General features: G+C 61.2%; 12 protein-coding genes and 1 pseudogene. 9 read left to right on the top strand and 4 right to left on the bottom strand.

Features of this window, described 5'->3' with window-relative positions; genetic code table 11:
- Nucleotides 1-4 precede the first annotated feature (4 nt).
- Nucleotides 5-697, top strand: coding sequence for a GntR family transcriptional regulator (locus AACY52_RS02160; RefSeq protein WP_339427583.1), 693 nt, complete (start codon nucleotides 5-7; stop codon nucleotides 695-697).
- Nucleotides 698-798: 101 nt separating this feature from the next.
- Here the strand turns inward: AACY52_RS02160 and AACY52_RS02155 are convergent, their stop codons facing one another.
- Nucleotides 799-5,667, bottom strand: coding sequence for an NAD-glutamate dehydrogenase (locus AACY52_RS02155; RefSeq protein ID WP_339560207.1), 4,869 nt, complete (start codon nucleotides 5,665-5,667; stop codon nucleotides 799-801).
- 488 nt (nucleotides 5,668-6,155) lie between these two features.
- Here AACY52_RS02155 and AACY52_RS02150 point away from each other — a divergent pair, with 488 nt between their 5' ends.
- The 7 genes from AACY52_RS02150 to AACY52_RS02120 all read left to right on the top strand — a co-directional run bounded on the left by AACY52_RS02150 (nucleotide 6,156) and on the right by AACY52_RS02120 (nucleotide 13,559).
- Complete coding sequence (locus AACY52_RS02150; protein WP_339560206.1) at nucleotides 6,156-6,509, top strand: hypothetical protein; 354 nt, start codon at nucleotides 6,156-6,158, stop codon at nucleotides 6,507-6,509.
- A 207-nt stretch (nucleotides 6,510-6,716) separates the two neighbouring features.
- On the top strand, nucleotides 6,717-7,676 hold the full coding sequence (locus AACY52_RS02145; RefSeq protein ID WP_003174327.1) for a MoxR family ATPase: 960 nt from the start codon (nucleotides 6,717-6,719) through the stop codon (nucleotides 7,674-7,676).
- Between the two features lie 5 nt (nucleotides 7,677-7,681).
- A complete protein-coding gene (locus AACY52_RS02140) occupies nucleotides 7,682-8,614 on the top strand; it encodes a DUF58 domain-containing protein (RefSeq protein WP_339415932.1) in 933 nt (310 codons plus the stop codon).
- The gene (locus AACY52_RS02135; protein WP_339456823.1) at nucleotides 8,611-9,105 is read left to right on the top strand and encodes a DUF4381 domain-containing protein; all 495 of its coding nucleotides are present in this window, start codon (nucleotides 8,611-8,613) and stop codon (nucleotides 9,103-9,105) included. The genes AACY52_RS02140 and AACY52_RS02135 overlap by 4 nt, the downstream gene beginning before the upstream one ends.
- A complete protein-coding gene (locus tag AACY52_RS02130; RefSeq protein WP_339415930.1) occupies nucleotides 9,098-10,186 on the top strand; it encodes a VWA domain-containing protein in 1,089 nt (362 codons plus the stop codon). The genes AACY52_RS02135 and AACY52_RS02130 overlap by 8 nt, the downstream gene beginning before the upstream one ends.
- On the top strand, nucleotides 10,183-11,922 hold the full coding sequence (locus AACY52_RS02125; protein ID WP_339436587.1) for a tetratricopeptide repeat protein: 1,740 nt from the start codon (nucleotides 10,183-10,185) through the stop codon (nucleotides 11,920-11,922). Before AACY52_RS02130 ends, AACY52_RS02125 begins: the two co-directional genes overlap by 4 nt.
- Nucleotides 11,919-13,559: a BatD family protein gene (locus AACY52_RS02120; RefSeq protein ID WP_339415927.1), complete on the top strand. Its 1,641-nt coding sequence runs from the start codon at nucleotides 11,919-11,921 to the stop codon at nucleotides 13,557-13,559. The genes AACY52_RS02125 and AACY52_RS02120 overlap by 4 nt, the downstream gene beginning before the upstream one ends.
- 660 nt (nucleotides 13,560-14,219) lie before the next feature.
- On the opposite strand, the pseudogene AACY52_RS02115 reads toward AACY52_RS02120, so the two are convergent.
- The 3 genes and pseudogenes from AACY52_RS02115 to AACY52_RS02105 form a co-directional block, all read right to left on the bottom strand.
- Nucleotides 14,220-14,393, bottom strand: a pseudogene (locus tag AACY52_RS02115) (xylose operon transcription regulator XylR); the annotation flags it as partial.
- 88 nt (nucleotides 14,394-14,481) lie between these two features.
- Nucleotides 14,482-14,871 carry a hypothetical protein gene (locus tag AACY52_RS02110; protein WP_339415926.1) on the bottom strand — a complete coding sequence of 130 codons (390 nt, stop codon included), beginning with the start codon at nucleotides 14,869-14,871 and terminating at the stop codon, nucleotides 14,482-14,484.
- 506 nt (nucleotides 14,872-15,377) lie between these two features.
- Nucleotides 15,378-15,836: a hypothetical protein gene (locus AACY52_RS02105; RefSeq protein WP_339415925.1), complete on the bottom strand. Its 459-nt coding sequence runs from the start codon at nucleotides 15,834-15,836 to the stop codon at nucleotides 15,378-15,380.
- Nucleotides 15,837-16,281: 445 nt separating this feature from the next.
- On the opposite strand from AACY52_RS02105, the gene AACY52_RS02100 reads away from it, so the two are divergent.
- Complete coding sequence (locus AACY52_RS02100) at nucleotides 16,282-16,476, top strand: DUF3077 domain-containing protein (protein ID WP_339560205.1); 195 nt, start codon at nucleotides 16,282-16,284, stop codon at nucleotides 16,474-16,476.
- Nucleotides 16,477-16,586 lie beyond the last annotated feature (110 nt).

Here is a 16,586-nt window from a genome sequence, read left to right as displayed (position 1 = left end):
GGCCATGACCGCTCACGCGCTGCACCGCGACCCTATCCTCCCTGCCCTGCGCCTGGTCGCTGGTAAAAAGCCTTCGGTGGACGACATCTACCCGCGCCTGTTCGACGCCATCCTCGAACAACGCATCGCCCCAGCCAGCCGTTTTACCGAAGAAGGCCTGGGCGAAATCTTTGGCGTGAGTCGCAGTGTGATTCGCCGGGTCCTGGCAAAACTGTCCCATCAGCAAGTAATCATCCTGCGGCCCAACCAACGGGCCCAGGTCGCCGCGCCGGACCCGCAGCAAACCCGGCAAATCCTTGAAGCACGGCGCCTGACTGAAATAACTGTGGTGCAACTGGCCTGCGCACACGCCACACCGCCCCAGGTGCGCCAGTTACGCGAGCTGATTGCCCGCGAGCGCGAGTGCATCGAGCGCGACCAGCGTGGACCGGCGATTCGGCTGTCGGGGGAATTTCATCTGCAATTGGCAGCGATGGCGCGCAATGCACCGCTGGCGCAGTTCCTTAACAGTTTGGTGCCGCTGACGTCGTTGATCATTGCCCAATACGAAGCAAAAGCCTGCACGTATTGCGCGTGGCAGGAGCATGCGGCGATTGTGGATGCGGTGGAGCACCGTGACTCAACCACTGCGGTGAACCTCATGATGCAGCACTTGGATCATCTGCAAAGCAAACTAGTAAAACACCACTGCACCTAAGTGAATGAAGATCAAAATGTGCCCTTCAGTGTTTGATAAATAGCGCTGCAACAAAAAGCCCCCGCATCTCACGATGTGGGGGCTTTTGTTTTACCGCTTGATCAAGCCGGTTGCAGCACCGGCTGACCACTCAACGCCAGGTCCAGCAACTCGCGGTTGGCCACGGCATACATGGCGTAGTCCGTACCCACAGCAGCACGAATCTCAACCATCATCGCCACCCAACGCTCGGCCATGTCCTTGTGCTGCTCAAGCCACAGGGCCACGCGGGCTTCCATGTCTTGTGGCGCGTCGGCCATTTGCAGGACGGAGATGGTGATTGCACGCTGCTGCCAGTCCACGTCATCGCGGAAGGCTTCGCGGGCCTGGGCCTGCCAGTTGTTGGCCACCGGCAGATCGCTGATCTGCTGCAGGTACCATGGCAAGTCCAGGGCGCTGCCAACGGCGAAGTAGGCCTTGGCCACTTCGGCGGCGTCATGCCCGGTGACGTCAGCGGCTTCGATGATCGGCAGCAAGGTGTACAGGTGAGCCGTGCCTGCAACCATGCGTGCCAACAGCTCAGGAACACCGGCTTCGGTGTAGGCCTGGTAACGGTTCTGCCAACCTTCACGGGTCGGGCCTTCCAGCAGTTCGTCGAGCTTGAGGCCCAACGCCGCCAGGTGCGGACCGAAGTGCGCGGTGTCACGGCCAGCGTCCTGCTCGTTGCGACGGCTGCGCAGGAACCAGCGCGTGGCGCGACGACCCAGGCGCATCAGCTCGTCCATCAGCTCCAGTTGCACGTCAGCCGACACCTGGTGGTCCAGGGCTTCGATCTGGCGGAACCAGTGCGGGAGATGGAAGATGTCACGCACGATCACGTAAGCGCCGGCTACGTTCGCCGGGGTCATGCCGGTCGACTCTTTGAGCCGTTGAACGAAGGTGATACCCATGTGGTTGACCAGATCGTTGGCGATCTGGGTGCTGACGATTTCGCGCTTGAGGCGGTGGCGGCGCATGGCCTCGCCGAACTTGGCGACCAGGCTCGGTGGGAACGCGGTCTCCATGTCTCGGGTCAGGTAGTCGTCATCCGGTACGCGAGACTTGAGCAGCGCTTCCTTGAGGTCGATCTTGCTGTACGAGATCAGCACCGACAGTTCCGGACGGGTCAGGCCCTTGCCATTCGCGGCGCGCTCGACGAGCTGCTCCTCGGTCGGCAGGTACTCGATGGCGCGGTCCAGCTTGCCACGGCCTTCCAGGTCGCTCATCAGGCGCTTGTACTCGGCGGCACGCTCGTAGGCACGGCGCGCAGCCAGGGACAGGGCCTGGGTCTGCTTGTAGTTGTTGCCCAACACCAGGTTGCCGACTTCGTCGGTCATGCTCGCCAGCAACTGGTTGCGTTGCTTGTCGGTCATGTCACCGGCCTGCACCACTTCGTTGAGCAAGATCTTGATGTTCACTTCGTGGTCGGAGCAATCCACACCACCGGCGTTGTCGATGAAGTCGGTGTTGGAACCGCCGCCATTGAGGCCGAATTCCACACGACCCAGTTGGGTCATGCCGAGGTTACCGCCCTCGCCCACCACTTTGCAGCGCAGCTCGTTGCCATTGACGCGCAGTGCGTCGTTGGCTTTGTCGCCCACATCGGCGTGGCTTTCAGTGCTGGCCTTGACGTAGGTACCGATACCGCCGTTCCACAACAGGTCTACCGGCGCCTTGAGCAAGGCGTTCAGCAATTCGGTCGGGGTCAGCTTGTTGGCCGAGATGTCGAAGCGCTCTTTCATCTGTGGCGAGATGGCAATGCTCTTCGCGCTGCGCGAGAAGATACCGCCGCCTTCGGACATGATGCTGGTGTCGTAGTCGGTCCAGGCCGAACGCGGCAGCTCAAACAAGCGCTGGCGCTCAACGAAGCTGGTGGCCGGGTTCGGGTTTGGATCGATGAAGATATGCAGGTGGTTGAAGGCCGCGACCAGTTGCAGCTTGTCGGACATCAACAGGCCGTTACCAAACACGTCACCGGCCATGTCGCCGACGCCCACAACAGTGATGCTGTCTTCCTGCACATTGATGCCGCGCTCACGGAAGTGACGCTGCACACCGACCCACGCGCCCTTGGCGGTGATGCCCATTTTCTTGTGGTCGTAACCGGCGGAACCACCCGAGGCGAACGCGTCGCCCAGCCAGAAGCCGTAGTCGATGGCGATGCCGTTGGCGATGTCGGAGAAGGTCGCAGTGCCCTTGTCCGCAGCCACCACCAGGTACGGGTCATCGTTGTCATGGCGCACAACGTTGGCCGGCGGTACCAGGGCGCCGTCTTTCAGGTTGTCGGTGATGTCCAACAGGCCGGAAATGAAGATGCGGTAGCAGGCGATGCCTTCGGCCGCGATCTCGTCCCGGCTGCCGCCCAGTGGCAGGCGACGCGGCAGGAAGCCGCCCTTCGCCCCCACTGGCACGATGACCGAGTTCTTCACTTGCTGGGCTTTTACCAGGCCAAGCACTTCAGTACGGAAGTCTTCTTCACGGTCGGACCAGCGCAACCCGCCACGCGCCACGTTGCCGAAGCGCAGGTGCACACCCTCAACCCGTGGCGAGTACACGAAGATTTCAAACTTCGGCACTGGCTTAGGCAGCTCAGGAATCGCGTGCGGGTTGAACTTGAAGCTGAAGTACGACTTGTTCTGACCGTTGGCGTCGGCCTGGTAGAAGTTGGTACGCAGGGTGGCCTTGATCAGGTCCAGGTAGCGACGCAGGATGCGGTCTTCGTTGAGCACCTGAACGTCGTCCAGGGCGCTGAGAATCGCTTGTTCCAGGCGTTGCTGCTTGTCTTCCAGGTCTTCGGCGGTGAGTTTGCGGGCCAGGTAGAAACGGGTCTTGAACAACCGGGTCAACTCGCGAGCGATGTCGGTGTGGTTGTTCAGGGTGCTGGCGATGTAACCCAGGTCAAAGCCCAGGCGGATCTGCTTCAGGTAACGGGCGTAGGCACGCAGCAAGGCCACGTCGCGCCAAGGCAGGCCAGCAGTCAGTACCAGGCGGTTGAACGCATCGTTCTCGGCGTCGCCATGCACGATGTGCACGAACGCGTCTTGCAGGGTGTCGTTGAGCTGCTGGATATCCAGGTTCACGCCTTCGGCGGCGATGAACGCGAAGTCATGGATCCAGAACTCACGACCACTGGCATGACGCAGGCGATACGGGAACTCACCCAGCACGCGAAGGCCGAGGTTTTCGAGGATCGGCAGCACGTCGGACAGCGCCAGCGGGGTGTCGGCATGGTAGAGCTTGCAATGCAGCTCGCGTTGGCCGGAGACCTGGCCCAGCGGCTGGTAGAAGCTCATCACCAGCGGGTTGGCTTCGGTCAGGCTGTTGAGGTGCTGCATGTCGACCACAGCCGAATGCGCAGCAAAACGCTCGCGGTAACCGGCGGGGAAGCCTTTCGGGAAGTCGGCCAGCACGTTGGTGCCTTGGGCTTCGCCGAAGCTTTCCACGACCAGGCTGGAGTAGTCGTCCTGCCAGCTGCGGCAGGCCTGCACCACTTCTTTTTCCAGTTGCAGCGTGTCGATGTCCAGGCGGTTCTTCGGGTCAACCCGCAGAATCAACTGCACGCGCGCCAGCACGGACTCGGAGAAGAAGGTCCAGAATTCGCAGTCCGAGGCCTTCAGGCGATCCATCAGCACTTGCTGGATTTTCTGGCGCACTTCGGTGGAATAGACGTCGCGCGGCACGTAGGCCAGGCAGTAGCAGAAACGACCGTACGGGTCTTTGCGCAGGAACACACGGATCTTGTTGCGTTCCTGGATCTGCACGATCGACATCACGGTGCTGAACAGCTCGTCGACCGGAGTCTGGAACAGGTCATCACGCGGCAGCACCTCAACGACTTGAGCAAGCTCCTTGCCCAGGTGAGCCTTGGGCTGGAAGCCGGAACGGCGTTCGATTTCCGCGACCTTGCGGCGGATGTACGGGATCACCCGCACGCTTTCGCCATACACCGAGGAAGTGTACAGGCCCATGAAACGGTGTTCCTTGATGACCTTGCCGTCGGCGCTGATCTCACGGATCGACACGTAGTCCGGATACGCCGGGCGGTGCACGCGGCTCGGGTGCGCAGCCTTAGCGAACGACAGCACGGTCGGCTCACGCAGGTACGCCACGGCATAGTCTTCGATGCGCAGGTCGTCGGCGGTAAGGCCGGCGCGCAGCAGTTTGGTCAGACCGAGGAAGGAATCGGCGTCATATTCGATATGACCGCCATCCGCCTCGTCACGTACCACAAACTCTTCATAACCGAGGAAGGTGAAGTGGTTGCCCACCAGCCATTCCAGGAAGTTCTTGATCTCGGCTTTTTCTTCGCCGTCGATGCTGAACTGGCTGGCGTCGATACCGGCCAGCAGGTCCTGGACCTTGGCTTTCATCGGTTCGAAATCAGCCACGGCCACGCGCACTTCGCCGAGCACCTGCTCAAGCTCTTTGCTCAGCACGCTCAGTTCGGCGGCGTTGGCGCAGCGGTCAATTTCCAGGTACATCAGCGATTCTTGCTGGATGCCTTCGCCCTGGGTGCCTTTCGGCAGGATTTCCAGCAGCTCGCCCTTGGCACCACGACGTACGCTGAGCACGGTAGTTTGCAGGGTGTGGATGCTGTAGCCACGGCGGTTCAGTTCGGTGCGGACCGAGTCCACCAGGAACGGCAGGTCATGGTGCAGCACTTCGACCGCGGTGTGGGTCGACTGCCAGCCATGACGTTCATAATCGGGGTTGTAGACACGCACCTGCGGCTGGGTGTGGTCAAAGCGCTCAAGCAGACGCCACGCAGAGAGGGTGCAGCCGGCCAGGTCGGAAAGGCGACGCTGGGTCAGTTCGTCCAGGGAAATGATGCCGAAGAATTGTTCAGCAAACAGCGCCACTTGTGGCAGTGCCTGTTCACTGATGTGCTGGGCCAGTGCCGCTTGCAGTTGATGCTGGAAGTCGGCCTTGCTGGCTGCGGTGAAGAACGCCATCTGTGGTACTCCGCTTGGGCTTGTTATTGATGGAAGCGTCGCGTGTTATCCCCTTGGGGGACCGTCAGCTCTGTTCGCTGGGAATTCTGGAAACACCATAAACGAATCAGAGTGACAGGTGGGTGAAGCTGGACAAGACAATCAGGTCACATACAACTTCCATAAGATGCGCACCTTGCCGGGTGACGGTACGACGGGCAGGTCAGGCGCCTGGCGGGTGCACATCCGTTGCGCAGCTTAACGAGTGTAGGAAGACAGCTGCTTGCGACGCTGCGACATATTCGGTCATCGGTAAGCAGGCTTGGGGTTGCGACTTGGGCAACCCGGATTTCCAGGTAGAAAAACCGACGCTTTTCAATCCCCCGAGTACCAGAAGTGACTGATTCAGCCGGCCAGGTCATGCACGGGATCTGACACTGGATGCAGCACAAAATTCGTCGCAATGGCACAATTGCCCCCATCACGCCCTACCCCAGACAGGATTCCCCATGCTGCAACTGAAAACCGACGCCCTGATGGTCACCCCGTGCGACGACGAAGAAGACAACATGGCCATGCTCTGCTGCCACGGCAAAAACGGCGATATGTTCATGCTCACCCGTTATCCCGATGAAGATGAGGTGGAACTAACCTGGGACTACGCGCCGTCGACCCTGGATGGGTTGAAGGTCACGCTGAGTGAGACGACCGTGCTGGTAGAACTCGCCGCCGGCGATGCCGACGCGTTGGGTGGCAAGGATCAGTTGCAGATCACCCATGCCACGGCCGTGTCGGACATGGCCGAAGTTGAAGAAACCCTGCAGAACATCCTCAAGGGCACCGGTACCTTCTCCCGGACTTAAGTCACTGTTTAGTGAGCGGGCTTGCCCCGCTCACTAAACACCCGGTCCAGCCCTCATTCCTCGCGGACACACAAAAATCCTACAAGTTTTGCCAAAAATACCCGTTACGTCGTTAGTCGCCTGCCCCCTCGATGGATTAAAGTAAGCCCCCCAAGCCCGGCGGTTTTTACTCGACGCCTGCGCTCATCTCTCCAGGAACCGTCATCGATGGAACATCGTGAAGCGCTGCTTGCGCTGCGAACTTTTCTTTCTACGCAGATTCTCGGCCAGGAAAAACTCATCGATCGCTTGCTGATCGCCTTGCTCGCTGACGGCCATATGCTGGTAGAAGGCGCGCCGGGCCTGGCCAAGACCAAGGCCATCAAAGAGCTGGCCGAAGGCATAGAAGCGCAGTTCCATCGAATCCAGTTCACCCCCGACCTGTTGCCCGCCGACATCACCGGCACCGAGATCTATCGCCCGGAAACCGGCAGTTTCGTGTTCCAACAGGGGCCGATCTTCCACAACCTGGTGCTGGCCGACGAAATCAACCGCGCGCCGGCCAAGGTGCAATCGGCGTTGCTGGAAGCCATGGCCGAGCGCCAGGTCAGCGTGGGACGCAGCACCTACGACCTGTCGCCGCTGTTCCTGGTCATGGCCACGCAAAACCCCATCGAGCAGGAAGGTACCTACCCGCTGCCCGAAGCCCAGCTCGACCGGTTCCTGATGCACGTCAAGATCGGCTTCCCCGACGCCGCCGTCGAGCGGCGCATCCTGCAACAGGCGCGTGGCGAAGCCCTGAACGGCGAAACCAAGCCTGAGCGCCGCGTCAGCCAACAGGCGATCTTCGCCGCACGCAAGGAAATCCTCGGCTTGTACATGGCTGATGCGGTAGAGGAATACCTGGTGCAACTGGTGATGGCCACGCGCACCCCGGCCAAGTTCGACCCGGAGATGGCCGAGTGGATCGCCTATGGCGCCAGCCCACGCGGTTCCATCGCCCTCGACCGCTGCGCCCGCGCCCATGCCTGGCTGGCCGGTCGCGACTTCGTCAGCCCAGAAGATATCCAGGCGGTGCTGTTCGACGTGCTGCGCCATCGCATCATTCTGTCGTTCGAGGCCGAAGCCGCCGGCATTGACCAGGACCGCGTGGTGCAACGCATTCTTGACGTCGTTGCCGTGGCTTGAAACCCATGAACACCAGCGATGGAATCCGCGTCACGCTCAGCGAATTGATCGAGATGCGCCACCGTGTGCGCGAAGTGCAGCTGTTTTCCACGCCGAGCCAGCGCAGCCCGCTGATCGGCCTGCATCACTCCAGGCTGCGCGGGCGCGGTGTCGACTTCGACCAGGTGCGCGTGTACCAGGCCGGCGACGATGTGCGCACCATCGACTGGCGCGTGACCGCGCGCACCCAGGAACCGCACACCAAGCTGTTCCACGAAGAGCGCGAGCGACCGATTTTCATCATTGTGGAGCAAAGCTGCCGGCTGTTTTTCGGCTCAGGGCAGATGTTCAAATCGGTGCTGGCGGCCCAGGCGGCCAGCCTGATCGGCTGGGCGGCGCTGGGGCACAACGACCGCGTGGGCGGGTTGGTATTCGGCGATAGCGAGCACTACGAAATCAAACCGCGCCGCAGCAAACAAAGTCTGCTGCAACTGCTTAACCGGTTGGTGCGCGTCAACCAGAGCCTGAACACCGAAAGCCGCCCCGAGGCTGACGCACTGGGCATGGCCCTGCGCCGTGGCCGCGAAGTGTTGCGCCCAGGCAGCCTGGTGATTGTGATCTGCGATGAACGCGCGCTCACCGAAGGTGCCGAGCAGCAATTGAGCCTGTTGTCACGGCACTGCGACCTGCTGCTGTTGCCCATCTCCGACCCGCTGGACCACGCCCTGCCCGCTGCCGGGCTGCTGCGTTTCGCAGAACGCGGTGCCCAGCTGGAACTGGATACGCTCAACGTCGATTTGCGCCAGGCCTACAAGGCCCAAGCCGAAGCGCGCATCGCCCGCTGGGAACTGCTCGCCCAGAAGCTGCGCATCTTGTTGATGCCCTTGAGCACCCAGAGCGAAATGGTCGAGCAACTGCGCGAGTACCTCAACCCGCAGCGTCCGGTTAAAAAACAATGAGCAGCCTTGACCAACTGCAACCGCTGATCGCCCCGCCAGCCGTCGGCTTTTGGCCACCTGCGCCGGGCTGGTGGTTGTTGCTGCTGCTGATTCCACTGCTCGGCTGGGGGCTTTGGTCACTGCGACGCTTCCTGCCAACCCGTCGCCCCATCGCCCGCGCCGAGCAACCGCTGGACCCATTGCGCATCGCCGCCCTCGCGGAACTGGCGCGGATGCCCAAACCCTACGACGGGGCCCCGGCCGGCGCGTGGTTGCAGCAACTCAACGGCCTGCTCAAACGCCTGTGCCGCAACGACTATCCCTACAGCCAGAGCCATACCCTCAACGGCCGAAAATGGCTGGCCTTCCTCGACAACCGCTGTCCCGCCGCTGGCCTCACACGCTGGATGGTGTTGGTGGAAGGCGCCTACAAACCCGAATGCAAACTCGACGACAAGGCCATCGCCGGCCTGACCCAAGCGGTCGACACCTGGATTCGCAAACATGTTTGAGTTCGCCTGGCCGTGGATCTTCGCCCTGTTGCCCTTGCCCTGGTTGATGCGGCTTGTGTTGCCGGCAGCCGACAGCGGTGAGCCGGCGTTGAAAGTCAGCTACCTCAGCGACCTTGAGGGCCTCGCTCGCCGCCGCGCCCGCGTCAACCTGCCCGGCTGGCGCCAGCAAGGGCCCTTTGTGGTGCTGTGGCTGCTGCTGTTAACCGCCGCCGCCCGCCCAGAATGGCTTGGCGAGCCGCTGCCGATTGCCGCCAGTGGCCGCGACCTTCTGGTGGCGGTGGACGTGTCCGGCTCCATGGACTTTCCCGATATGAACTGGCAAGACGAGGACGTCAGCCGCTTGAGCCTGGTCAAACACTTGCTCGGCGACTTTCTTGAAGGCCGTGAAGGTGACCGCGTCGGCCTGATCCTGTTCGGCAGCCAGGCCTACCTGCAAGCACCGCTGACCTTTGACCGCCGCACCGTGCGCACCTGGCTGGATGAAGCGCGCATCGGCATTGCCGGCAAGAACACCGCGATTGGCGATGCCATTGGCCTGGCCTTGAAACGCCTGCGTCAGCGCCCGGCGCAGAGCCGTGTACTGATCCTGGTCACCGACGGCGCCAACAACGCCGGGCAGATCGACCCACTGACCGCCGCGCGCCTCGCCGCTGAAGAAGGCGTGAAGATCTATCCGATCGGTATCGGCGCCGACCCGGAACAAACCGGCTCCCTGGGCATCCTCGGCGTCAACCCGAGCCTGGACCTCGACGAACCGGCACTCAAGGCCATCGCCGAGGCCACGGGCGGTCAGTACTTCCGCGCCCGTGATGGCGAAGAGCTGCAAGCGATCAAGGCAACGCTCGACACGCTCGAGCCCGTTGAGCAGCAACCCACCCAGGCACGCCCGGCCCTGGCCCTGTACAGCGCGCCGCTGGCCTTGGCGTTGGTGCTGAGCATGTTGCTGGTGATCCAGGAACGCTGGCCGAACAACGCCTTGCATCGGTGGCTCACCAAATTGTCGAGCAAGGGGATTTTCCTGCAACAGCACCCGGAATGGCGCCAGCGCCTCACACGCCTGCGCTTGCGGAGGCGTCGATGATCGACCTGTGGCCACACTGGTTCCGCCCTTGGTCGCTGTTGCTCCTGCCATTGCTCGGCTGGTTGCTATGGCACCTATGGCATCGGCAAAAGCGCGCCGGGCGTTGGCAGATGATCCTGCCGCCGGCCTTCCACGCCGTGTTGCTCAGTGGTGGCAACGGGCGCGAAAGCAAATCGCCATGGGTGGTGCTCGGCGTTGCCTGGCTCTTGGCCGTACTGGCGCTGCTTGGGCCCAGTTGGCAAAGGGTTGAGCAGTCCAGCCAGAAACCCTCCGATCCTTTGGTGGTGCTGCTGGAACTGACCCCGGAAATGCTCGCCACCGACAGCCCGCCCAACCGCCTGGAACAGGCGCGGCGCAAGCTGTATGACCTGTTGCAGGCACGCACCGATGCGCAGACCGCCATCGTCGTTTACGCCGGCAGCGCCCACACCCTGGTGCCGCTGTCAGACGACCTGGGCACCAGCCGCAACCTGCTCGAAGCCCTGCGCCCGTCAATCATGCCGGAGCCCGGCCACCGCGCCGACCTGGCAGTCGAGAAAGCCCTGGGCCTGCTCAAACAAGGCGGCCTCGGCCAGGGGCGTCTGTTGCTGATCGGCTCGTCGCTGTCCAAACAGGAACGCCAGGGCATTCGGCTGCTGCTGCAAAGTAGCCAGGCGCCGACCCTGTCGATCCTCGGTATCGGCAGCCGGGAAGGCACCCCGGTGACCCAGGAAAGTGGCGAGTTCCTCAAGGACGAACACGGCGCGATCCTGGTGCCACGTCTGGACAGCCCGACGCTCAAGGCGTTCGCCAGCGAAATGGGCGGCCGCTACCGCGCCGCCCGCCTGGACGACAAAGACCTGCGCCAACTCGGTGTACTGGACCCGCCACACACCTTGCGCAACGACGCTCAACGGCTGCACCTCGATACCTGGGCCGACCAGGGTTACTGGCTGCTCCTGCCGCTGTTGCTACTCGCTGCCTGCGCCGGTCGGCGTGGCTGGTTGTTCTGCCTGCCCCTGCTGCTGTTGAGCGCGCCACAACCCAGCTATGCCTTCGGCTTGCAGGACCTGTGGCTGCGTCCCGACCAGCAAGGCCAATACCTGCTGAAGCAGAAACGCCCCGCCGAAGCCGCCGAACACTTCGAAGACCCTCAGTGGCAGGGCGTAGCGCTCTACGAAGCCGGCAACTATGCCGAGGCCATCAAGCGTTTCGCCGAGAGCAATGACGCCTACGCCCACTACAATCGGGGTAACGCCCTGGCCAAGTCCGGTGAGCTGGAGGCCGCCATCGACGCCTACGAACAGGCCCTTGAAGCACAACCCGACTTGCAACCGGCCCTGAAAAACAAAGCGCTGGTGGAAACCCTGATGCAGGAAAAAGAGCAGCCCGAACCCGATAAGCCAGCCAATAACGAGGATGACGAAACCACCCAACCCGGCCAAACTGCGCAACCGGGTGCGAGTGGGCAAAGCACCATGGGTGGCGAGCAGTCATCCCAAGGCCAGGGGAAAGCCGGCACCGGCGACACACAGGCCGGTAATACGCCGCACACCGCAGGCAATGAAGTGCCGGGCAGCGAATTGGGCGACGAACAAACCACTACCCCGCCGCTGCTTCCTGCCGACGCCAGCCTCGACGGTGAACGTCGCCAGGCCCTGGAGCAATGGCTACGGGAGATCCCGGACAACCCCGGCGAACTGCTGCGCCGCAAATTCTGGTACGAACAGCAACAACATCAGGACAAGACTCGATGAGCCGTCGCACCACCCTACTGTTCCTGCTCGCACTCTCGGCAGGCCACGCCCAGGCGGCGAGCCTGACTGCCAGCGTCGACCGCAGCCGCCTCAATTCCGGGGAAACGGTGGAGCTCACGGTAGAGTCCAGCGATGTAACGCAGTTCGGCAAACCCGACCTGTCGCCGCTGGATGCGCAGTTCGAAGTCAGCGGTACGCGGCAGATCAACCAACTCACCACGCTGGGCGGCGATAACCACGCCACCACGCGATGGATCATCACGCTGCTGCCCAAGGAAAACGGCACGGTGCTCATCCCGCCCCTGCAAGTAGGCGAGTACAAGACCCAGCCGATCAGCCTGCAAGTGATAGAAACCGCTAGCCAGAACACAGCCGCCGAACTGGCCCCGGTGTTTGTCGAGGCCAATCTTGACCAGACCAGTGTCTACGTCCAGGCCCAGGCACTGTTGACCGTGCGGGTGTACCACTCGGTGTCGCTGTATGACGACAGCAGCCTCACACCGTTGCAGATTGCCGACGCACGCGTCGAACAATTGGGCGAGTCACGCACCTACGAGAAGGTGATCAACAGCATTCGCCACGGCGTGATCGAAACCCGCTACGCGATTTACCCGCAGCACAGCGGCACGTTGGCAATTGCGGCGCAGACGTTCAGCGCCACGCTGGTTGAGTCGCGCCCGCCGCAAGAGAACACACTGCAAGGCACCAAACCCGGCAAGCTGATCCACGTCAGCTCGGCGCAGCTGCCGCTGGTGGTCAAGCCCAAGCCGGCGCTGTATCCCGCCGATACGCCCTGGCTACCGGCGCGCAGCCTGACCCTGAGCGAAAACTGGAACCCGGAGCCCGAGCATGTCCAGGTCGGCGACTCGCTGACTCGCAGCCTCACGGTCAAGGCCGAAGGCCTGTCCAGCGCGCAACTGCCGGCCCTGCCTAGCACCGAGATCAACGGCCTGCGCCGCTACCCGGACCAACCGGTGCTCGGCAACCAGACCAACGACCGCGGCCTGATCGGCAGCCGCGAAGACCGCGAAGCCCTGGTGCCCAACCGCGCAGGTGCACTGGAACTGCCTGCCGTTGAAGTGGTGTGGTGGAACACCCACGAAGATCACCTTGAGCGCACCAGCCTGCCGGCCCGCACCCTGCAAGTGGCGATCAACCCTAGCCTGGTGGTCGACACTCCCGCCACGCCCACCGTCATCACCGCCCCCGATGACAACCACCTGTGGCTGTGGCAACTCAGCACCCTGCTCCTTGCCTGCACCACCTTGCTGGGCTTTGGCTTGTGGTGGCGCGCACGCCGACAGCCCGCCGTACTGCGCGCCGCACAAACCGGCCCGAGCCCGCGCACCCTGCTCGACGACCTCAAGCGCGCCACCCAGGCCAACGACCCCCACGCCACCCGCCAGGCCCTCGACGCCTGGGCACGGCAACAGCCGGAAACCCTGGCAGACATGGCCGCGCGGTTTGTGCCGCTGTCGGACGCGTTGGACGGCTTGAACGGCGCGCTGTACAGCGAGGGCGGCCATTATTGGCTGGGTGAAGACCTGTGGCGTGCGATCAAAGCCATCCCCGTGGCCGAACGCGAGCAAGACCCGGCCACCGACACCACCAGCTTGCCGCCGCTCTACCCCAAATAACCCACCACAAAACCCTGTGGGAGCGGGCGTGCCCGCGATGGCGGTGTAACAGTTGGCAGATGTGTTGGCTGATACTCAGCCATCGCAGGCAAGCCAGCTCTCACAGGGTTAGGCTGCGTTTAGTGCAGCCGGGGCACGTCCGCTCGATCTACCTGAACGCCAACAAAATCGCTACACCTGCCATCCAAAGGAAACAAGTCGACATGAGCATCATCTTGATGATCAGATGCCTTCTCAGACGCGGAGGAAAACTGGCAAGATCCACCGGGTCTATCTCTCCAATAATGAGCGAAGCCCTCGGCCACACTACCATTCCAGCAATTTTAAATATCTCCAGGAGCGACCAAATCACCCCGCGTTTTCCCAGGCTTGGCCCCAGAGATAAATGTAATGGCTATTTTTCAGAGCCTCCTTGTGTAGTGGCTTTAAGGTGGCACCGACTCAGGTACAGACTGTATGCGATACCAGCCATGCCGAGCAGGCCCGGTACACCTCCAACAATCCAGAAAGCCAACCAGGAGGTTCAAAAATCTCCCGATGTCATGGCAGTGTTTTCTCGTACAACATTTCTCCGCTGACTTCGCCGACCTTCCCACCGATAGTCGTACCCGCCCAGGCGCCAGCTCCTACTAAAGCAGCAGCACATACGACCCCGCCTATACCTGTAGACATATAACTCGCGAACGCACCACCTGCCGCACCGCCAATCAGCGGGTCATCGAAGTCAGCAATGATCCCATCGCCCTGCCAGCGCTCGATACCGCGCAGGCGGCAGAGGATGTCTTCTTCCAGGAATAGGTCCCAGGATGCACGGGTGCTGCTCAGGTATTTGCCTCGGCACAGCCATCGGGAACCCAATGATGGGTCAGGGGCATGGGTGGAAAGTGCCGAGAGCTTTCAAGTTAAAAATTTCACCGCAGAACTACCTGAACTCCAGCAGAACAACCCCGATCAACATCCAAATGAAGGCGATGATCATCGTTTTCAGATTAAGGGTAATTCGTAGCTTTAAGTGAGGTGGGAAATTTTCAAGATCGGTTGGGTCCAGCTCTCCATTAATGAGAGAAGCTTTTGGCCACAGTAGCATTCCCGAGATTTTACCCATCTCTAAGAGTGACCAAATCAAGCCTCGTTTTCCAAGGCTTGGCCCCCAGATATAGATATAACGGCTGTGCTTTAAGGCCTCCTTTATGGCGTCCATGTGACGATGAGTCAGGTACAGGCTGTATGTAAGTGTCAAAGCTGCAAGCAACATTGGCCCCCCTAGAAAAGAGATCGCGATCCAGAGAGGCCAAGTGTCGATACTGCTCATGGTTGATTTACTTGGTAGAGTTTTTCTCCAATAGCTTCACCCGCCATCCCCCCACCCGTCGTACCCACCCATGCGCCCGCCCCCACTATAGCGGCAACACAAATAACCCCGCCAAAGCCTCCAGTCGCCACGCCCATTGCAATGCAAATAGAGCCACTGGCAGCACCAGCCATCACTCCGCTCAAAGCCCCAGGAGAAGTAGACCCCACAAATTTTCCTACTTCCGTAAGCTTGACCCTCTCGCAAGCCGCCCCAGAATCCGCATTACACACCTGCTGTATAGCCAACATCGAAGACACACCGCCAAGACCAATACCGATGTAAACGAGAACGAGAGAGTCAGCGGCAAGCCAAACTTTGGAGAGGGACTTACTTAGGGTAAAGTCAGACGATTCCGGGTATTTCGTCGTATAAGTCTGATAGGCCTGCGACGTCCGGCGCGATGCTTCGGGCTGCTACTCCTAGCTGCGTGATTGGCGGGCCGCTGCGCGGACGCCTGCCTGCACTTAATGATTACGACGCGGCACCTTCCATTCACGATGGGGGAATTTGTACAGGTAGTTCAGGTTGTCCATATCGAACCGGCCATCCTTCTTGCCGGGGCTGATGCCAATATCCAGCTTGCGCAGCAGTTTTGGGCGTGAGAGAAACGCCTTGGCCGCGTGGTGGGCCTCTGGTGAAGATGTCCTGTCGGTAGCTATCAGGCCGGCGGCCTCCCTCAGCTCGTTGAAGTTCACATAGCTGTCGGTCGCGCCAGCGGGGAACTCGCGTAAATGATCGCGGACCAGCCCTATCAGTTGCCGGTCAGTCACGCTTGCGAATGAGCGCGCGTCCGCAGCGTTGGCCTGGGTCTCAGCGCTTCGTGTCTGACGGTGGTTAGCTTGGGTTGAGCGACTGTCAGCCTCCAGTTGCTCTGGTAGAGCGGTGAAAGCAGTGGTGGAAGGTGGTTTTATTGAAAATGTCATGCTGGGCCCCTGATTCATTCAGGGATTGATTGAAAAATCCACTTTGTGAGTGGTCGCCACTCACCCTGCCGTTCCAATTCGTTCGTCACCGTCCGTTCGACATGCATTGTTAAAGGGCAGCAATCCATATCTCTTTAATTTGCAGGACGTTTCCTAGACAGTCCTTTGGCCTTGCGCCTGCTCACCAGTGGCTAGCCTTCGCTTCGTCGCTGCATATCAGCGATCGGGTGCGAGATCCCGTTATTAGCAGGCGCAATGCGCTACAACCGTCTATGGCGGCTGTGTGCGGGCAGACTTCGGTCTGGCGGGGTCCTGTTTTCCGGTATCTCAACCCGCACACAGCTTCCACCTTTTGACGTGTGTGATCGGCAAAATAATGGCTCCCAATCCAAGCAGGAGCTTTATCCATGAACAAACTCATCCCCGACCCACCACCCTCCCCGTCGTGCACCAAGACCTCAGCTTCGAAGACGCCCTCGCCCAGATCTGCGACCTGCTGCGTTGCGCAGCCGCCAACGCAGTCGGCACTACCCATGGGCTGAGCAGTGATCAGCGCAACGTGGCCGGCGCCACCGAGCACTTGATCAACAGCGCCAAAACACTCGCCGACCGAGCGCTGGACTGCCTGCATGGCTCATAACCCCTGTGGTGCGGGCTTGCCCGCACACAGTTGATCTGTGTCACCCGCAGGCAACGTGTGTGCTTTTACGGGTAAACTCCCCTCCTTTTCATCTCTTCCACGGAGTTCGC

Origin of the sequence: Pseudomonas sp. EA_65y_Pfl1_P113 (genome assembly GCF_963970525.1) — a bacterium.
Classification (GTDB): Bacteria; Pseudomonadota; Gammaproteobacteria; order Pseudomonadales; family Pseudomonadaceae; genus Aquipseudomonas; species Aquipseudomonas tritici.
This window is presented reverse-complemented; position numbering and strand designations above follow the sequence as displayed.